Here is a 17835-nt window from a genome sequence, read left to right as displayed (position 1 = left end):
CGGGCCGGCGGATTCTCAGTCGAAGATCTCGCTCAGCCAGGACTTGTGTCTGCGCCGGCCGTGGTGGCGGAAGTCGGAGTCGGCGAAGTCCGGCTGCGCCGGCCGCTGCTGCCAGGCCGCCGCCTGCGGCGCCGGCGCCGACGCGCTGCGTTCGATCAGCTTGTCGAGTTCGCCGCGATCGAGCCAGACCCCGCGGCACTGCGGGCAGTAATCGATCTCGACGCCCTGGCGCTCGTTCATCAGGAGCGTGACGTCGGGGCAATGGGGGCATTTCATCGGGAGTTCCTTTCGCTCAGTCGTTGCTGCCGCCGAACCCGAACAGGGCCAGCAGGCTGGTGAACAGGTTGAACAGCGAGACGAACAGTCCCACCGTGGCCATCACGTAGTTGGTTTCGCCGCCGTTCACGATGCGGCTGGTCTCGAACAGGATCAGCCCGGCCGAGAGGAGCGCGACCATGGCCGACACGGCCAGCGCGAGCGCCGGCAGCTGGAAGAACATCGCCCCCAGCCCGGCAAGGATCGCGATCACCATGCCGGCGAACAGGAACCCGCCCATGAAACTGAAGTCGCGGCGGGTCGCCAACACCCAGGCCGACAGGGCCAGGAAGGTTGCGCCGGTCGCCGCCAGTGCCAGCGCGATCGTCTGCGCGCCGCCGGGCAGGGCCAGCCGCGCGGCCAGCACCGGACCGAGCGTGTAGCCCATGAAACCGGTGAGAGCGAAGACGGCCGGCAGCGCCCAGCCGCTGTTTTGCACCTTGTGGACCAGGAACAGCAGGCCGAAGTAGCCGGCGAGGGTGAGCAGCAGGCCGGGCGCGGGAAGGCGAAGCGCCACCGAAGCCGCCGCCACGCCCGCGCTGAACAGCAGCGTCATGGACAGCAAGGCATAGGTGTTGCGCAGCACGCGGTGGCTGGCAATGGCGCTGCCCCAGCCGGGGCGGGCGAGCGTGGTGCGGGAAACGAGCGGCTGGTTCATGGAGTGTCCCTTCGAGATTTGAACGAAAGGCCACGATAGGTTGTTCTACATTCTCGAAAAAGGTGACAATGCCTGATCTTTTGTCCCGTTATTTCTGATCATGAGCCGCGCCTTCAACTACCGGCATCTCTACTACTTCTGGGTCGTGGCCAAGGAAGGCAGCATGTCCGGCGCCGCGGCGCGGCTGGACATGGCGGTGCAGACCGTCAGCGCACAGGTGCGGGAGCTCGAGCGTGACCTCGGCTGCGAACTGTTGCGGCCGGCCGGGCGCGGCCTGGCCCTCACCGAGGCCGGCGTGGTCGCCCTGCGCCAGGCGGAGCAGATCTTCCAGCTCGGCGAAGCGCTGCCGGAGCAGGTGCGGGGGGCGGCGGCCGCACCCGCCGTGCGGCTGGCCGTCGGGATCGCGGACGGACTGCCGAAGCTGGAAGTGCAGCGCCTGCTGCAGCCGGTGCTGGAGGTGCCCGATCTCAGGCTCCTGTGCCACGAAGGCGAGATGGCCGACCTGATGGCCGAACTCGCGGTGCACAAGCTCGATGTCGTCCTCTCGGACCACCCCGCTCCCTTCCATCCGCACGTCAAGGTCCACAGCCACGCGCTGGGGACGTCCAAGGTGGCCTGGTACGGCGCCCCGCGCTGGTGGCAGCTCGCGAGCGAGGACTTCCCGGCCTCGCTGCAGCGCGTGCCGGTGCTCCTGCCTACGGCGCATTCGATGGTGCGCGTGCACATCGACCACTGGCTGGCCCAGCACGGCGTGCGGCCGCGCATCGCCGGCGAGTTCGAGGACAGCGCGCTGCTGGAAACCTTTGCGGGCGCCGGGCTGGGCGTCTTCCCGTCGGCGATGGCGGTCCAGGAGCACCTGCTGCAGCGCACCCCGGTGAAGTGCATCGGCGCGTGCGAGGGCGTCGCGGAACACTATTACGCCGTGACCACCGAGCGCAAGGTGGTGCATCCGCTGGTGCAGCAACTGCTGCGGCGGGACTGACCGGCTACTGCCGTCGCAACACGAACGCGCGTGTGCGCGGATTGCCCTCCGCCTTCCACGTGCCGCGGATCTCGCGGCCGCAGGAACCTTCGACGACGTCCCCGAGCCACACGGCACTGATGTTTCTTCCGTTGACGGACTCTTCCAGCGTGAACTCGCCCGAGTCCGCATCGCCGGCGACGAGCGCCCGTTCGCCGCCGCGGTTGATCGCGCCGCGCACGCTCTGCGGGTACTCGGGATGCGGCTCCAGCAGCAAGGTGGCTCCGGCGCCGCCGTCGGCGAACTCCGCGCGCCACAGTCCCAGCAGCTGCTGCTGGGCGACGTCCGCCGCGGCGGGGCATCCGGCTTGCGCGCAAGCGCCGCCGGCCAGCGCCAGGCCGGCGGCCAGCGCGATGAGCGCGCGCGTGTTCACGCCGCGCCGGCCGCCGCCGCCGCGGCCGCTGCGGCGGCGTTGTCCACCGCCTTCTGCGCGAATTCGGCGCGCAGTGCCTTGAGCTTGGCGCGCGGGTCCTCCTTCACCGTGGACTGCTCCAGCGCCATCTCGGCAATGAAGCGGCTCGGCTGCGCCTGCACCATCTCCCGGCCCTTCTTGCGCCGCTTGGTCCAGCTCACCGCCAGCGAGCGCTGCGCGCGGGTGATGCCCACGTACATCAGGCGCCGCTCTTCCTGCAGCCGCTGCAGGATGCCTTCGCTCATGACGCCGTCGGCCCGTCCGGCCGGGCCGTCCTCGTCGCCGAGCTTGAACGGCAACATGCCTTCGGTCACGCCGACCAGCATGACGTGCGGCCACTCCAGGCCTTTGGACGCATGGAGCGTGGACAACGTCACCACGTTCTGCTCCTGTTCGCGCTCGCTGATGGTCGACAGCAGCGAGATCGTCTGCGCCACTTCCATCAGCGTCTTCTTCTCGCTGGCGGTCGTCACGCCCGCCGTGTCGTCGATCTGGCCGCCGCAGCGCTGCGCCATCCAGTCGCAGAAGTCCAGCACGTTGGTCCAGCGCGCCGCGGCGACCTTCTCGTTGTCCTCGCCGTCATACAGGTGCTTTTCGTAGGCGATGTCCTTCAGCCAGTCGGTGAGGAACGTGCGCGCATCCTCCGCCCCGGTCGTGTGGCGGGCGCGGTATTCGAGGTCGTTCACGTAGCGGCCGAATTCGTGCAGGCTGCCGATCGCGCGGCTGGCCAGCGCGGAAGGCAACGAGTTCGAGAACAAGGCCTCGAAGAGGCTCAGCTTGTACTTGCCCGCGAACACGCCCAGGCTTTGCAGCGTCTGGTGGCCGATGCCGCGCTTGGGGGCGGTGATCGCGCGCAGGAAGGCCGGATCGTCGTCGTTGTTGACGATCAGGCGCAGCCACGCGCACAGGTCGCGGATCTCGGCGCGGTCGAAGAAGCTGGTGCCGCCTGAGACCTTGTACGGGATCTGTGCCTTGCGCAACGCCTGCTCGAACACCTTGGCCTGGTGGTTGGCGCGATACAGCACCGCGAAATCCTTCCAGTCCTTGCCGAGCCCGCCGGCCCGCAGCGACTGGATGCGCGCGACGACGCGCTCGGCCTCGTGCTCCTCGTGGTCGGCGTCGACCACCCGCACCGGCTCGCCTTCGCCGAGTTCGGAAAACAGCGTCTTCTGGAACAGCTTCGGGTTGGGCCCGATCACGTTGTTGGCCGCGCGCAGGATGGCGCTGGTGGAGCGGTAGTTCTGCTCCAGCTTCACCACCTTCAACTGCGGGTAATCCACCGGCAGCTTCTTCAGGTTGTCCAGCGTCGCGCCGCGCCAGCCGTAGATCGACTGGTCGTCGTCGCCCACGGCCGTGAAGCGGCCGCGCGCGCCCACCAGCAGCTTCAGCAATTCGTACTGCGTCGCGTTGGTGTCCTGGTATTCGTCGACCAGCACGTGGCCGAGCGCCGCCTGCCATTTCTCGCGCACTTCCTGGTGGTCGCGGAGCAATTTCAGCGGCAGCCCGATCAGGTCGTCGAAATCCACGCCCTGGTAGGCGGCAAGCCGCTCCTCGTAGCGCGCCATGATGCGCGCCGTGACGCGCTCGTTGTCGTCCTTCGCCTGGGCCTCGGCCTGCGCCGCCGTGAGGCCCATGTTCTTCCACAGGCTGATCGCCCACTGCCACTGGCGCGCGGTGGCGGCGTCCGTGGTGCCACCGGCGTCCTTGAGGATGCCGGTGACGTCGTCGCTGTCCAGGATGGAGAACTGGGGCTTGAGCCCCAGCACCGCGCCCTCCTGGCGCAGCATGCGCACGCCCAGCGCGTGGAAGGTGCAGATCAGGACGTCCTTGGCCGGGCGGCCGATCAGGCCCTTGGCGCGCTCGCGCATTTCGGCGGCGGCCTTGTTGGTGAAGGTGATCGCGGCGATGCGCTTGGCCTCGAGTCCGGCCTGGATCAGGCGCCCGATCTTGTGCGTGATGACGCGCGTCTTGCCGGACCCCGCGCCGGCCAGCACCAGGCACGGCCCGTGCAGGTAGTTGACGGCTTCTTGCTGGGCGGGATTCAGGCCTGCGGACATCGGGTGGGTACTGCGAGCAAGCGGCGAATCATACCGGCGGGTGCCGTGGCCCGCGGCGCGGCTGCCCGTGCCCGTTGCACGGAGAATACGCGGGTGCTTGACATCCTGCTGGTCACCTTCCCGTTTTTCGCCCTGGTCCTGGCCGGCTACGTCGCCGCCCGGCGCCGCATGCTGCCGCTCGAGGCCATCTCCGGCCTCAACTCCTTCGTGCTGTATTTCGCGCTGCCGGCCATGTTGTTCACGTTCGGCGCGCGCACGCCGGTCGGCCAGTTGCTGGACGTGTCGGCGCTCGTCGTGTATCTCGCCTGCGCGCTGGCGGTCGTGGCGCTCGTGGTCCGCACCAGCATGAACGCGCGCATCCGCTGGAACGACGCGTCGTTCGGCGCGCTGGTCGCCGCGTTCCCCAACACCGGCTTCATGGGCGTGCCGCTGCTGGTGGCGCTGCTCGGGGCGGCGGCGGCGGGTCCCGCGATCCTGACGATGCTGGTGGACCTGATCGTCACCAGTTCGCTGTGCATCGCGCTGTCGCGGCTGGACGGCGCCGACGAGCATGGCGCGGCCGAAGCGGCGCGCAAGGCCCTCAAGGGAATGGCGCTGAACCCGATGCCGTGGGCCATCGCGCTTGGCGGGGTCGCGTCGGCGTTGCGGGTCGAGCCCGTCAAGCCGGTCATGCAGACCATCGAACTGCTCGCCGCCGCCGCGTCGCCCGTGGCGCTGTTCACGATCGGTGCCGTGCTGGCGCGCTCGCAGTACGTCGCCGCGGCGGAACGCCACGATCCGCTGCCGCTGCGCGATTACCTGCCGGTGGTCCTGGTGAAGCTGGTCCTGCATCCGCTGCTGGTCTTTGCCGCCGGCCACGCCGCGATCGCGCTCGGGTTGCCGCTGGACCGGTTCGCGCTGCACGTCATGGTGCTGGTCGCGGCACTGCCGAGCGCCAGCAACGTCGCCGTGCTGTCGGAGCGCTTCGGCGCCGACACCGGCCGCATCGCCCGCATCATCATGCTGACCACCGCGGCGGCGTTCGTGAGCTTCTCCGCGGCGGTGGCGCTGCTGGCCTGAGGGTGGCGCGCAAGCCGGCCGTTGACGCCGATCAATGACACGGCAGGGTCGGCCACCTAGTTTTTCCAACTCATGCGGGTGGAAGGCGCGTGTCCGACACCCGCGATCTCTCCCGTCCGACACGCCGACGGCGTCTCGGCTGGTAGCTTGCCGTCAGCACATCAAGGAGATCGACCCGTGCACGTAGACATCTATCGCCGCGCCGAGGCGGGCAACAAGTTCTCGTACCTGCTCGTGCCCCATGGCCAGCCCATCCCCGAGGAAGCGACCAACGTCGACTGGGCCCTGCGCCAGCGCGACATCCATGTGGACGACATGGCGAGCCACGTGGAGCCGTACGAGGTCGACGAGCCGCGGCGCCAGATCGATGAAAAAGGCTACGCGATCACCAGCGTGTTTCACCAGGTGGACGCGCGTCCCGACGTTCCCTGAAGCACGCGTCCCGCTCGTCAGTGCCGGGGCGGCTCCGGCTGCGCGCGCGCGTCGAAGAACCCGCGCTCGAGGTGGCGGCTGAAGCGGGAGATCCAGTGCGGGGCGGCGTAGAAGGCGCTGCCTTGCGGCCCGGTGACATGGACCTGGCCGTCGGGGTTCATCTCGACGGCAAACGCGGCCGGATCGCGGCCCGTGGCACTGACCACGTTGCGGAAGACCTGCACTTCCGCCTGGGGGAGTTCGCAGCGGTTCATGCCGGCCCAGCGGCAAACGCCGTGCCTGAGCCGTGTACGCCTCAGCTGGCAGCGGCGCTGCGCCACCGCGCCGAAATGGCCGAGGTGGAGGCGGGCGGGTGCAGCAGCAGCGCGCACGCCTCGCGGCGCACCAGCGCCTGCTGCGGCGGCCGGTCCAGCAGGTATTCCACCGGCGACTTGCCGTCGATGCGCGCCAGCGCCAGCCCCGGCAGCAGTGCCGCCGCGCGGCGCTCCAGGCCCGCGCGCGGCTCGAACCCGATCGCCTCGAAGTAGCTCGCCGCCAGTGCGTCGAACGCGTCCATCAACGACGGCGCCTGCTGCGGCCGCAGCACCGCCTTGAGCAGCAGGTGGTTCAGGCAGAAGGCGATGTCGAACGCGGGGTCGCCATACCACGCGCACTCGGCGTCGAGCAGCACCGGGCCTTGCCGTCCCACCAGGATGTTCTTGGGACTCACGTCGCCATGGACCAGCGCGATGCGCGCGGCGCCGGTGCGCCGCGCCAGCTCCTCGAGCACCGGGGCCAGGTCGGGGTGCCGCGCCGCGGTGGCCAGCAGGTACGGTTCGAGCCGCAGCGCCTGGAAATTGGGTTCGCAGTCGAAGGTCCGCGCCACCTCCGGCCGGCCCGCCGTCGCGTTGTGGATCGCCGCCAGCAGCCGGCCCACCTGCGCCGCCGTGCCGGCGTCCACTTCACCGTCGAGCAACTGGCGCTTCCACAGCGGATAGCGTTCCGGCGGCAGGAATTCCATCGCGAACAGGCCCAGTGCCTCGTCGTGCGCCAGCGGCCGCGGCACCGCAGCGGGCACGATGCAGGCCGCGAGCTGCAGCCACTCCCACTCGTAGCGGTTGCGGGACACCGGCGCGAACCAGTCGGCCCCCACGCGCAGCTTCGGCAGCGCGCGCTTGACGCACACGCTGCGCCCCGGCAGGTCGATGCGCCAGATGTCGGAAGAAACGCCCCCGGCCAGCGGCTTGCAGCGCATCGGCTCGCCGTCGCCGGCCAGCCCCTGCTGCCGCAGGAACGCAGCAAGCTCGGGCGGCGGCACCGGGTCAGGCATGCCCACGCCAGCCTCGCAGCGCTGCCGTGCCGGCGTACGCCGCGCCGCTGTGCTCCTCGATCCGCAGCAGCTGGTTGTATTTCGCCACGGTGCTGGAGGTGCGCAGCGAGCCGATCTTGATCTGCCCGGCCGCACTGCCCACGGCCAGGTCAGACATGAAGGCATCCTCGGTCTCGCCCGAGCGCGCCGAGACGATCGTCGCGTAGCCGGCGGCGCGCGCCTGCGCGATCACGTGCAGCGTGCCGCTCACGGTGCCGTTCTGGTTGGCCTTGACCAGCACGCCGTTGGCCGCGCCCGCGCCGACGCCCCGCGCCAGCCGCTGCGGGTTGGTGGCGAACAGGTCGTCGCCCACCAGTTGCACCTTGCCGCCGAGCGCCTGCGTCAGCACCGACCAGCCGGACCAGTCCTCCTCGTCCAGGCCGTCCTCGATCGAAACCACCGGAAAGTCGCGCACCCAGGACGCGAGCAAATTCGTCACTTGCTCGCTGCTGCGGTGCACGCCTTCGCGCGCGAACCGATACCCGCCGGTCGTTTCGCACAAGGTGCTGGCCGCCACGTCGATGGCGATGCCGATGTCCTCGCCGGGACGCAACCCGGCGCGCTCGATCGCCTCGGTCATCATCGCGAGCGCCGCGGCACCGGATTCCAGTCCCGGGCTCAAGCCGCCTTCGTCGGCGAGCAGCGTAGTCAACCCGCGCTGCTGCGCTACCTGCGAGGCGGCGTTACGCACGCGCGAAAGGAGGTGCAGCGCCTCGCCGAAGGTCGCGGCCCGCAACGGCATCGCCAGGAAGTCCTGCACGTCCATGCCGCGACCGGCGTGCAGTCCTCCGCTGAGGATGTTGGTCATCGGCAGCGGCAGCACCGGCGTGGCGCCGCACAGCTGGGCGACGCGCTGGTACAGCTGCTGCCCGCGCGCCGCCGCGGCCGCGCGGCACACGGCCAGGGAAACCGCCAGCACGGCGTTGGCGCCGAGCCGCGCGAGTTGCGGCGTGCCGTCGATGGCGGCCAGCCGCTCGTCGAGACCCCGCTGCTCCAGCGCGTCGGCGCCGCGCAGCGCCGCCGCGAGTTCGCCGTTGACGTTGGCGACAGCCTTGAGCACGCCAAGGCCGTCGTAGCGCGACGCGTCGCCGTCGCGCAGTTCATGCGCTTCGGCTGATCCGGTCGAGGCGCCGGAGGGGACGCTGGCACGGCCGAAGGCGCCGCAGTCGAGCCAGGCGTCGACTTCCACCGTGGGCCGGCCGCGCGAATCCAGGATCTGCCGCGCGTGCAGCGTCGTGATCGCGGTGTCCATGGCGCTCACAGCACGGCTTCGATCAGGAACGGGCCGCGGCGCGACAGCGCGCCGCGCAGCAGCTCGCAGAACGACTCCGCCGTCGTGGCGCGGCCCGACTCGACGCCCATGCCGGCCGCCAGCTGCGTCCATTGCAGCGCCGGGTTGTCCAGGTCCAGCATGCGCCGCGCGTTCTCGCCAGGCGCCGCGGCACCGACGCTGCGCAGCTCGCCGTGCAGGATGGCGTAGGAGCGGTTGGCGAAGACGACGGTGACGACGTCGAGCTGCTCGCGCGCCTGCGTCCACAGCGCCTGCAGCGTGTACATGCCGCTGCCGTCGGCTTCCAGCGAGATCACCTTGCGGTCGGGGCAGGCGATGGCGGCGCCGACGGCCATCGGCAGGCCGCCGCCGATCGCGCCGCCGGTGAGCTGCAGATAGTCGTGCTGCGGCACGGTGCGCGTGAACTGGAACAGGTTGCGTCCGGAGGTCACCGACTCGTCGCACACGATCGCCTGTTCCGGCATCAGCGCGGCGAGGGCGGTCGCGATCGATGCCGGCGTCAGCGCGCCCGTGGGCAGCGGCGGCCGTTGCAGTTCCATGACGTCCGGCTTGACGCTCGGGGCGATGCCCAGTTCGTCGGCCAGCCATTGCAGCGCGTGCAGCAGGTCGTCGCCCGGGTCGGCCAGCTGCAGCACGCTGCAGCCGTCGGGCAGCATGCTGCCGGGCTTGCCGGGGTAGGCGAAGAAGGCCACCGGCGGCTTGGCGCCCAGCGAGATCAGCTGCTCGACGTCCTTGAGCGCGGCCAGTGCCTGGTCGACCGGATAGGGCACCCGCTCGATCGCCACCCGGCCGGCGCCGCGCTCCATCCGCGCGTTGGATTGCTGCGCGATCAGGCGGACCCCGGTCGCCTTGGCGATCCGCCCGGCCACTTCCAGCGCCGGGCCGCGCAGCGCCGCGTCCGACAGCATCAGGGTCGTTCGCTTGCCGGAGCGGATCGCCGCCACGGCGGCGCTGATGTGCGGCTGCAGCACCTTCGGGCGCGGCAGCGGCGGCGCGATCGTCGCGAGCGGCGCGCTGGTCTCGTTCCAGGCCGCGTCGGCCGGCAGGATCAGCGTCGCGATGCGCCCCGGCGCGGTGCGGGCCTGGGCGATCGCCTGCGCCGCGTCGCGCGACACGGTGTCGGCGCTTGCCACCCGCCCCACCCAGTGCGACATCGGACGCGCGAGTGATTCGATGTCGGTCGTCAGCGGCGCGTCGTGCTTCAGGTGGTAGGTCGCGTGGTCGCCGACGATGTTGATCATCGGCGTGCGGCCGCGCTTGGCGTTGTGCACGTTGGCCAGTCCGTTGGCCAGCCCCGGCCCCAGGTGCAGCAAGGTGGCCGCCGGCTTGTCGGCCATGCGGGCGTAGCCGTCGGCGGCGCCGGTCACCACGCCTTCGAACAGGCCCAGCACGCAGCGCATGGCCGGCTTGCGGTCCAGCGCCGCGACGAAATGCATTTCCGAAGTGCCGGGGTTGGCGAAACAGGTGTCGACGCCGGCGGCCAGCAAGGTGTCGCAGAGGAGGTCCGCTCCATTCATGGTGAGACTGCTTTCGTGATCGGTTGACAAGGAGAACTTCCGGACGCGAAACACGCGCCGTGATTCGGGAAAGGGGTGCGCGCGCGAGCCATCAGCGGTCGGCCGCGCCCGCCATCATGACCTGCACCAGCGCCGGCCGGCCGCTTGCGATCGCCTGCCCCAACGCGCCGTGCAGCGCGGCCGGCTCGCCGACCCGCGTGGCGGCCAGGCCGAAGCCCTGCGCCACGGCAACCCAGTCGATCGCCGGCTCGCGCAACTCCATGCCGACGAGGTTTGTGGAGCGGCCGCGCGCCAGCAGCCGCTCCTGCAGGATCCGGTAGCCGCCGTTGTCGATCACCACGTAGGTGATGGGCAGTTGCTGCTGCGCCGCGGACCAGAGCGCTTGCACCCCGTACATCGCGCTGCCGTCGCCCACCGCGGCCACCACCGGGCGGCCCGGATGGGCGAGGCTGATGCCGACGGCGCCGGGCAGGGCGAAGCCGAGGCCGCCGCTCGCCAGGCCGTAGAAGCCGGTCGGCGAATGCACCGGAACGAACGTGGCGAGGGCGGGCGCGGCCGTGAGCGCTTCCTCGACCACAATGGCCTGGCGCGGCAGCACGCCGGCCAGGGTCATCATCAGGAACGCGGGGTCGATGCCGCTGCCCGGCTCGTGCGCCCGCAGCTTCGCGCGCGCGGCCGCGGCCTTGCTGCGCCAGTTGCGCGCGGAAAGGTCGCGCAGGCGAAGGGCGGCGCCCTCGGCGTACCCCGGCGTCACGCGCGCCTCGAGCAGCGGCAGCAGGGCGCGCAGGGTTTCCGGCACGTCGGCCCGGATCGCGAGCTCGGTCGCATGGTTCTTGCCGAGTTCCCAGTCGCGATTCGACAGATGCACCACGGGCATGCCGGCGGGCAAGGGATCGACGGGACTGTGGACGGACATCCGCAACAGGTCGGCGCCGACGCAGACCACGAGGTCGAAGGGTTTGAGCAGCGTGCGCGCCGTCTCTTGGCGCCGGGTCAGGTCGCCCAGGAACGCCGGATGCTCGACGTCGAAACGGGCGTTGTACGGGACCGGCTCGTGGAACACGCCGGCGCCGAGCAGCTCGGCGAGGCGCGCGAGTTCCGCGAAGGCATCGCCCGCGGCCACCTCGCGCCCGGCGATGATGACGGGGCGCCGCGCGGCCAGCAAGCGCGCCGCGAGCTGCTCCAGCACCTCGTCCGCGGGTCGCACCCGGTGCTCGACGCGCGTGCGCCGCCCCAGGTCGAGCGGCGCACTGGCATCCATGATGTCGCCGGGCAGGCTGAGGAACACCGGGCCCATCGGCGCCGTCAGCGCCACCTTGGCTGCGCGATGCACGATCCGCGGCAGGTCCTGAAGCCGGGGCACTTCCACTGCCCATTTCACCAGCGGCTCGGCGATCCGCACCAGCGGCTCGTACAGCATCGGCTCCTGCAGGCCATGGCCGGTCTCGTGCTGGCCGGCGGTCACCAGCACCGGCGAGCCGGCGAACTTCGCGTTGTAGAGGGCGCCCATCGCGTTGCCGAGGCCCGGCGCCGCGTGCAGGTTGCAGGCGACCAGCCGCTGGCTGGCGCGGGCGTAGCCGTCGGCCATGCCCAGCACCGCGGCCTCCTGCAGTCCGAGCACGAAGCGCAGGCCGGGACTGTGCCCCACCGCTTCCATGATCCCGAGCTCGGTCGTGCCGGGGTTGCCGAACAGGTGGGAGACGCCTTCGTCCTGCAGCAGCCGGACGAAGGCGTCGGCGCCGCGCAGTGTTTCGGTGGCCATCCGCGTATTGTGTCGCCAGAGCCGCCGCGGCAGACCCGGCGGCGAGTCACGCGCGCGCCACGCCGGTGGCGGCGGTGCGCAGGCATTCCATCAGCCGCTGCGTGGTCGCCGTCAGCGCCCGGCCGCGCATCGTCATCATGCCGACCGGCGGCAGTTCCACCCGCACCGGCAGGGACAGGACCTGCACGCTTCCCTGGCGTTCGAAGTGCCGCGCCACCGAGCGGGCCAGGAAGCCCACCGAGTCGCGCTCGGTCAGGAAAGTGAGCAGCGCCAGGAAGGACGCGGTCTCGACGACGTCCGTCGGCGGTTGCAGGCCGTGCTTGAAGAACTGCTGTTCGAGCTTCACCCGCAGCGATGCCCACGGCGGCGGCATCACGCTGGGCAGCGCGGCGAGATCGGCCCAGCCGGGCCGGTCCTTGGCCGCGAGCGGGTGGCCGGGCCGCACCACCGGCACCATGGGCTCGTTGTAGAGCGGCTCCGGAACCAGGTCCGGCGCGGCGTAGCCGGGCTCCAGCCGGCCGACGAACAACTCCAGCTCGCCCAGGCGCAGCTTCGGCAGCAACTGCGCCAGGTCGCCTTCCTCCACCAGGACCATGGCCTGCGCCGACCGTCGCTTCAGCAGCGCCACGGCGCGCGCCAGCAGCACCGGCTGGGCGACCACCATGGCGCCGACCCGGGTGCGCCCGGCTGCGCCGCTCTCCACCGCGCGGATCTCGTCGCGCGTGCGGTCGTATTCGGCGAGGACCGAGCGGGCGAAACGGATGATCGATTTGCCGCCGGCGGTCGGCTCGCTGCCGCGCGTGGAGCGCTCGAACAGCTGCAGGCCGAACATGGCCTCGACCTCGCTCAGCATCTTCGAAACGGCCGGCTGGCTGACGGACAGGAATTCGGCGGTGCGCCCGAGGTGGCGGAACTGGTCCAGCGCCACCAGCAGTTGCAGGTGGCGCAGCTTGATGTTGGAGCGCAGGACGCGGTCGATCTGGGACATGCCACCATGCTACATAACCAGGACTTCATGCAGCGATGCCACTTTGCGATGCGGCCGTTATGCAGCGCTGGGACAATCGCTGCGGGTTCGTGACGGACGGGCCCGCGCGCTGTGCTTGTGCCGTCGGCTATCCCACAAGAAGGACCACCATGCGATTCGCTTCCGACTCCCGCCTCCAGCGGCGCCACCTGCTGCTGGGCGGCACCGCGGGCCTGCTGCTGCCCTCCTGGGCCGCCGCCGACGAGTACCCGTCCAGGCCGATCACCTTCATCTGTCCGTGGCCGGCCGGCGGCACCGCCGACCAGTCGATGCGGGCCATCTGCCAGGTGGCGTCGCGCGTGCTGAAGCAGCCGATCGCCGTCGTCAACCAGGCCGGCGCCGCCGGCATGATCGGCGCCAAGGCGATCGCCAGCGCCAGGCCGGACGGCTACACGATCGGCCAGATCCCGATCTCGGTCACCCGCTTCTCGCAGCTCGGCACCTTGCAGGCCGATCCGCGTACCGACTTCACCTATCTTGCCCGCACCTCCGGCCAGACCTTCGGCATCGCGGTGCTGCCCACGTCGCCGTTCAAGAGCCTCAAGGACATGGTCGCCGCTGCCAAGGCGAACCCCGGCAAGGTGACCTACGGCCACTCCGGCGTCGGCGGCGCCACCCACGTCGGCATGGAGGAATTCGCCATGGCCGCCGGCATCCAGCTCAATGCCATCGCCTACAAGGGCGGCGCGCCGGCGCTGCAGGACACGCTGGGCGGCCAGGTCGACATGCTGGTCGACTCCAGCTCCTGGGCGCCGCACGTGGAAGCCGGCAAGCTGCGCCTGCTGGCGACCTGGGGCGAGCAGCGCACCGCGCGCTTCAAGGAGACGCCGACGCTGAAGGATGCCGGTTACAACGTGGTGGTCGATGCGCCCAACGGCATCGGCGCGCCCAAGGGCCTGCCGCCGTCCGTGGAAAAGAAGCTGCGCGACGCGCTGCGCGTGGCGGTGCAGAGCGACGAGTTCAAGGCCGTGGCCGACCGCATCGATGCGCCGGTGATGTACCTGGACGGCCCCGACTACCACAGCTACGTCAAGACGGTGTACGACCGCGAGACGCAGTTGATCCAGCGGCTGAAGCTGAAGGAACTGCTGCAGAAGGGCTGACGCCCTCGCCTCGAGAAGACGCATGACCGCCAGTCCGCTGATCCGCCTGCATCCCGCCGACAACGTCCTGGTGGCGAAGTCCCCCCTGGCCCTCGGTCAGGAACTGCCCGAGCTGGGCCTGCGCACCCGTGCGCAGGTGCCGGCCGGCCACAAGATCGCCGCGCGGCGCATCGCCGCGGGCGAGCCGGTGCGCAAGTACGACACCGTGATCGGCTCGGCCGCGCGCGACATCGAGGCCGGCGACTACGTGCACACCCACAACGTGGCGCTGGTCGACTTCGACCGCGACCCCGGCTTCGGGCAGGACGTTCAGCCGGTCGATTACGTGCCGCACGAGCAGCGCGCCCGCTTCATGGGCTTCGTGCGCGAGGACGGGCGCGTCGGCACCCGCAACTTCATCGGCATCCTGTCGTCGGTCAATTGCTCGGCGACGGTCATCAAGCGCATCGCCGCCCATTTCACGCCCGAGCGGCTGGCCGCGTTTCCGAACGTCGACGGTGTCGCAGCGTTCGCACAGACCAGCGGCTGCGGCATGTCGTCGCCGAGCGAGCATTTCGACGTGCTGCGGCGCACGCTGGCCGGTTATGCACGCCATCCCAACCTGGCCGGCGTGCTAATCGTCGGCCTCGGCTGCGAGCGCAACCAGGTCGCCGAACTGGTCACGTCGCAAGGCCTGGCCGGTGGCCGACTGCTGCGCACGCTGGTGATGCAGGAGGTCGGCGGCACGCTGGAGACCATCGAGGCCGGCGTCGCCGCGATCGAGGAGATGCTGCCGCTGGCCAACGCCTGCCGGCGCCAGAGCGTGCCGGCCAGCCACATCAAGATCGGGCTGGAGTGCGGCGGCTCGGACGGCTTCTCCGGCATCACCGCCAATCCGGCGCTGGGCGCGGCGATGGACATCCTGGTGCGCCACGGCGGCACGGCGATCCTGTCCGAGACACCGGAGATCCACGGGGTCGAGTACATGTTGACCCGCCGTGCGGTGACGCCGCAGGTCGGCCAGAAACTGCTGGACCGGCTCGCCTGGTGGGAGCAGTACACGCGCGGCCAGAACGCGCAGTTCAACGGCGTGGTCGGCCCCGGCAACCAGGCCGGCGGGCTGGCCAACATCTTCGAGAAGTCGCTCGGCTCGGCGATGAAAGGCGGCACCACGCCGCTGCAGGCGGTGTACGAATACGCCGAACCGATCGGGCAGGCCGGCTTCGTGTTCATGGATTCGCCGGGCTACGACCCGGTGGCGGTGACCGGCCAGATCGCGAGCGGCGCCAACCTGATCTGCTTCACCACCGGCCGCGGTTCGATGTTCGGCTCCAAGCCGGCGCCGACCATCAAGCTGGCGAGCAACAGCCCGATGTACCGGCGCCTCGAGCGCGACATGGACATCAACTGCGGTGCGATCCTCGACGGCGAGGTCGACGTGGCGCAGATGGGGCAGCGGATCTTCGATGCCATACTGCGCCATGCGTCGGGCGAGCCGACCAAGAGCGAGACCCTGGGGCTGGGCGACCACGAATTCGTGCCCTGGCACCTGGGCATCGTGAGCTGAAGAACCAACTTCCCCTGAAACCATGACGAGCGGAAACACCTTCAAGTCCGCGCTGGCCGCCGGCCGCGCGCAGATCGGCCTGTGGCTGTCGATGGCCGACCCGTACCTCGCCGAGGTGAGCGCGACCACCGGCTTCGACTGGCTGCTGATCGACGGCGAACACGCACCCAACGACCTGCGCAGCACGCTGGCGGCGCTGCAGGCGGTGGCGCCGTACCCGGCGCAGCCGGTGGTGCGCGCCGTGAACGGCGACACCGCCTTGATCAAGCAGTTGCTCGACATCGGCGCCAAGACGCTGCTGATCCCGATGGTCGACACGGCCGACCAGGCGGCGCAGCTCGTCAAGGCGACCCGTTATCCCCCCGCCGGCATCCGCGGCGTCGGCAGCGCGGTGGGCCGCGCCTCGCGCTGGATGGCGCGCGGCGACTACCTCGACGTCGCCGATTCGGAGATCTGCCTGCTGGTGCAGGCCGAGAGCGTCACCGCGCTGAAGAACCTGGAGGCGATCTGCGCCGTCGACGGCGTGGACGGCGTGTTCATCGGACCGGCCGACCTCGCGGCCTCGATGGGCCATCGCGGCCGTCCGGACCATCCGGAGGTGGTGGCCGCCATCGAGGGTGCGATTCGCACGATCGTCGCCTCGGGCAAGGCGGCCGGCACGCTGATGACGAAGGAGCAGGACGCCCGCCGTGCCCTGGAACTGGGCTGCAGCTTCGTCGCCACCGGCGTCGACGTGCTGCTGTACGCCGCCGCCGCCCGCAAGCTGGCACGCGACTTCATCCCGCCCAAGGCGCGCTGACGCCACACGGCGGGCCGCCGGCGGTGTAGAAACGGCGGATGCGACATCCGCCCGACCTCGACCGCAGGAGCTTCCTGCTTGCCGGCGCACCGGCGCTGGCGCTGCTGCAGGCCGGCTGCGCGGCGCCACGCCCCGGCGCCGCGATTCGCGAGATCAACCTTGTCGCCGCCCCGGCGCAGGTTCACGTGCGCGGCGCGGGCCAGCCGGCGGTGAACGCGTGGGCCTACGCCGGCCGCGTCCCCGGGCCGCAGATCCGGGCGCGGCAAGGCGAGCGGCTGCGCCTCGTCCTGGAAAATCGGTTGCCGCAGGAGACCACGGTGCACTGGCACGGCGTGCGCGTGCCCAATGCGATGGACGGCGTGCCGCACCTCACGCAGGCGCCGGTGCCGCCGGGCGGACGCTTCGTCTACGAGTTCGACCTGCCCGATGCCGGCACCTACTGGTACCACTCGCACCTGCACAGCGCCGAGCAGCTCGAACGCGGGCTGTACGGGACGCTGGTGGTGGAGGAGGCGCAGCCGGTCCCGGTGGACCGCGAGCTGACCTGGGTGCTCGACGACTGGCAGTTGCTGCGGGACGGTCGGCTCAATGAGTCGTTCGGCAATGCCCATGACATGGCGCATGCCGGGCGCATCGGCAACGTCGTCAACGTCAACGGCGTGGTGGCACCCCAGATCGCGCTGCGCGCCGGCGAGCGCGTGCGGCTGCGGCTGCTCAACGCCGCCAACGCGCGCATCTTCGCGCTGCAGTTCGACGGCCATCGCCCGCTGGTGATCGCACTCGATGGCCAGCCGGTCGCCGCGCACGAGCCGGCGCGTGGCCGGGTCGTGCTGGCGCCGGGAATGCGTTGCGACCTGCTGCTCGACGCCTCGGGCCGGCCGGGTGAGCGCTACGCCGTCGGCGACCTGTTCTCGCCGCGCGCGGCCTACGACCTGCTCCACCTGGCGTATGAACCCGAACCGCTGCGGGCCCGGCCGCAGTCCGGGCCGCTGATCCTGCCACCCAATCCGCTGCCCGAACCGGACCTCGCCGCGGCGCAGGTGCACGAGGTCCGCTTCGAAGGGGGGATGATGGGGACGCTGCACCGCGCGCTGCTGGACGGCCGGCCCACCGACATGATGAGCCTGCTGCGCGCCGGCAAGGCCTGGGCGGTGAACGGTGTCGTCGCCGACGGACATCGAATGGAGCCGATGCTGACGCTGCCGCGCGGCAGTTCCCATGTGCTGCGCATGCGCAACGATACCCGCTGGTTCCACCCGATCCACCTGCACGGCCACACCTTCCGCGTGGTCGGCCGCAACGGGCAGCCGACGCGGCACCGCGAGTGGCAGGACACGGTGCTGATGGCGCCGCAGGAGCTTGTGGAAATCGCCTTCGTGGCCGACAACCCCGGCGACTGGATGTTCCACTGCCATGTCCTGGAGCACCAGGAGGGCGGGATGATGGGGGTCCTGCGCGTCGCCTAGACACGCGCCGCACGAGAAGAGT

Annotated in this window: 17 protein-coding genes; 7 read left to right on the top strand and 10 right to left on the bottom strand. The window is 70.7% G+C overall.

The window, feature by feature from the left end:
* Positions 1–15 precede the first annotated feature (15 nt).
* Both RAMLITH_RS20780 and RAMLITH_RS20775 read right to left on the bottom strand, forming a co-directional pair.
* Entirely contained in the window at positions 16–276 is a 261-nt protein-coding gene (locus tag RAMLITH_RS20780) for a TFIIB-type zinc ribbon-containing protein (RefSeq protein ID WP_168109356.1), read from the bottom strand.
* Between the two features lie 16 nt (positions 277–292).
* Complete coding sequence (locus RAMLITH_RS20775; RefSeq protein ID WP_168109355.1) at positions 293–973, bottom strand: Bax inhibitor-1/YccA family protein; 681 nt, start codon at positions 971–973, stop codon at positions 293–295.
* 100 nt (positions 974–1073) lie between these two features.
* Between RAMLITH_RS20775 and RAMLITH_RS20770 the strand changes: the two genes are divergently transcribed.
* Entirely contained in the window at positions 1074–1955 is an 882-nt protein-coding gene (locus tag RAMLITH_RS20770) for a LysR family transcriptional regulator (protein ID WP_168109354.1), read from the top strand.
* A gap of 4 nt (positions 1956–1959) precedes the next feature.
* On the opposite strand, the gene RAMLITH_RS20765 is transcribed toward RAMLITH_RS20770, so the two are convergent.
* Both RAMLITH_RS20765 and RAMLITH_RS20760 read right to left on the bottom strand, forming a co-directional pair.
* Positions 1960–2367: a hypothetical protein gene (locus RAMLITH_RS20765; RefSeq protein ID WP_168109353.1), complete on the bottom strand. Its 408-nt coding sequence runs from the start codon at positions 2365–2367 to the stop codon at positions 1960–1962.
* The gene (locus RAMLITH_RS20760; protein WP_168109352.1) at positions 2364–4463 is read right to left on the bottom strand and encodes an ATP-dependent helicase; all 2100 of its coding nucleotides are present in this window, start codon (positions 4461–4463) and stop codon (positions 2364–2366) included. Before RAMLITH_RS20760 ends, RAMLITH_RS20765 begins: the two co-directional genes overlap by 4 nt.
* A 93-nt stretch (positions 4464–4556) precedes the next feature.
* On the opposite strand from RAMLITH_RS20760, the gene RAMLITH_RS20755 reads away from it, so the two are divergent.
* Positions 4557–5522 (top strand): AEC family transporter, encoded by a 966-nt coding sequence (locus tag RAMLITH_RS20755; RefSeq protein WP_168109351.1) that lies wholly within the window; start codon positions 4557–4559, stop codon positions 5520–5522.
* Positions 5523–5699: 177 nt separating this feature from the next.
* Positions 5700–5954: a DUF6139 family protein gene (locus RAMLITH_RS20750; RefSeq protein WP_168109350.1), complete on the top strand. Its 255-nt coding sequence runs from the start codon at positions 5700–5702 to the stop codon at positions 5952–5954.
* Between the two features lie 17 nt (positions 5955–5971).
* On the opposite strand, the gene RAMLITH_RS20745 is transcribed toward RAMLITH_RS20750, so the two are convergent.
* From RAMLITH_RS20745 to RAMLITH_RS20720, 6 genes are all read right to left on the bottom strand, one after another.
* Positions 5972–6208 (bottom strand): hypothetical protein, encoded by a 237-nt coding sequence (locus RAMLITH_RS20745; protein WP_168109349.1) that lies wholly within the window; start codon positions 6206–6208, stop codon positions 5972–5974.
* Positions 6209–6249: 41 nt separating this feature from the next.
* Positions 6250–7263: a phosphotransferase family protein gene (locus tag RAMLITH_RS20740; protein ID WP_168109348.1), complete on the bottom strand. Its 1014-nt coding sequence runs from the start codon at positions 7261–7263 to the stop codon at positions 6250–6252.
* Positions 7256–8554, bottom strand: a complete 1299-nt coding sequence (gene eno / locus RAMLITH_RS20735) for a phosphopyruvate hydratase (protein ID WP_168109347.1) — start codon at positions 8552–8554, stop codon at positions 7256–7258. Before eno ends, RAMLITH_RS20740 begins: the two co-directional genes overlap by 8 nt.
* A 5-nt stretch (positions 8555–8559) precedes the next feature.
* Positions 8560–10110: an acetolactate synthase large subunit gene (locus tag RAMLITH_RS20730; protein ID WP_168109346.1), complete on the bottom strand. Its 1551-nt coding sequence runs from the start codon at positions 10108–10110 to the stop codon at positions 8560–8562.
* 91 nt (positions 10111–10201) lie between these two features.
* A complete protein-coding gene (locus RAMLITH_RS20725) occupies positions 10202–11872 on the bottom strand; it encodes a thiamine pyrophosphate-binding protein (protein WP_168109345.1) in 1671 nt (556 codons plus the stop codon).
* Between the two features lie 46 nt (positions 11873–11918).
* Positions 11919–12860 carry a LysR substrate-binding domain-containing protein gene (locus tag RAMLITH_RS20720; protein ID WP_168109344.1) on the bottom strand — a complete coding sequence of 314 codons (942 nt, stop codon included), beginning with the start codon at positions 12858–12860 and terminating at the stop codon, positions 11919–11921.
* A 149-nt stretch (positions 12861–13009) separates the two neighbouring features.
* On the opposite strand from RAMLITH_RS20720, the gene RAMLITH_RS20715 reads away from it, so the two are divergent.
* The 4 genes from RAMLITH_RS20715 to RAMLITH_RS20700 are packed head-to-tail and all read left to right on the top strand — an operon-like array spanning position 13010 to position 17813.
* Positions 13010–14002: a tripartite tricarboxylate transporter substrate binding protein gene (locus tag RAMLITH_RS20715; protein ID WP_168109343.1), complete on the top strand. Its 993-nt coding sequence runs from the start codon at positions 13010–13012 to the stop codon at positions 14000–14002.
* 22 nt (positions 14003–14024) lie between these two features.
* On the top strand, positions 14025–15548 hold the full coding sequence (locus RAMLITH_RS20710) for a UxaA family hydrolase (protein ID WP_168109342.1): 1524 nt from the start codon (positions 14025–14027) through the stop codon (positions 15546–15548).
* A gap of 22 nt (positions 15549–15570) precedes the next feature.
* Positions 15571–16347, top strand: a complete 777-nt coding sequence (gene hpaI, locus RAMLITH_RS20705) for a 4-hydroxy-2-oxoheptanedioate aldolase (RefSeq protein ID WP_168109341.1) — start codon at positions 15571–15573, stop codon at positions 16345–16347.
* Positions 16348–16385: 38 nt separating this feature from the next.
* Positions 16386–17813 carry a multicopper oxidase family protein gene (locus tag RAMLITH_RS20700; protein ID WP_168109340.1) on the top strand — a complete coding sequence of 476 codons (1428 nt, stop codon included), beginning with the start codon at positions 16386–16388 and terminating at the stop codon, positions 17811–17813.
* Positions 17814–17835: the final 22 nt, after the last annotated feature.

The sequence above is a fragment of the Ramlibacter lithotrophicus genome, from assembly GCF_012184415.1.
GTDB classification, from domain to species: Bacteria; Pseudomonadota; Gammaproteobacteria; order Burkholderiales; family Burkholderiaceae_C; genus Ramlibacter; species Ramlibacter lithotrophicus.
Note: the sequence above shows the minus strand (reverse complement) of the source record. Positions and strands in the feature narration are given on the sequence as shown.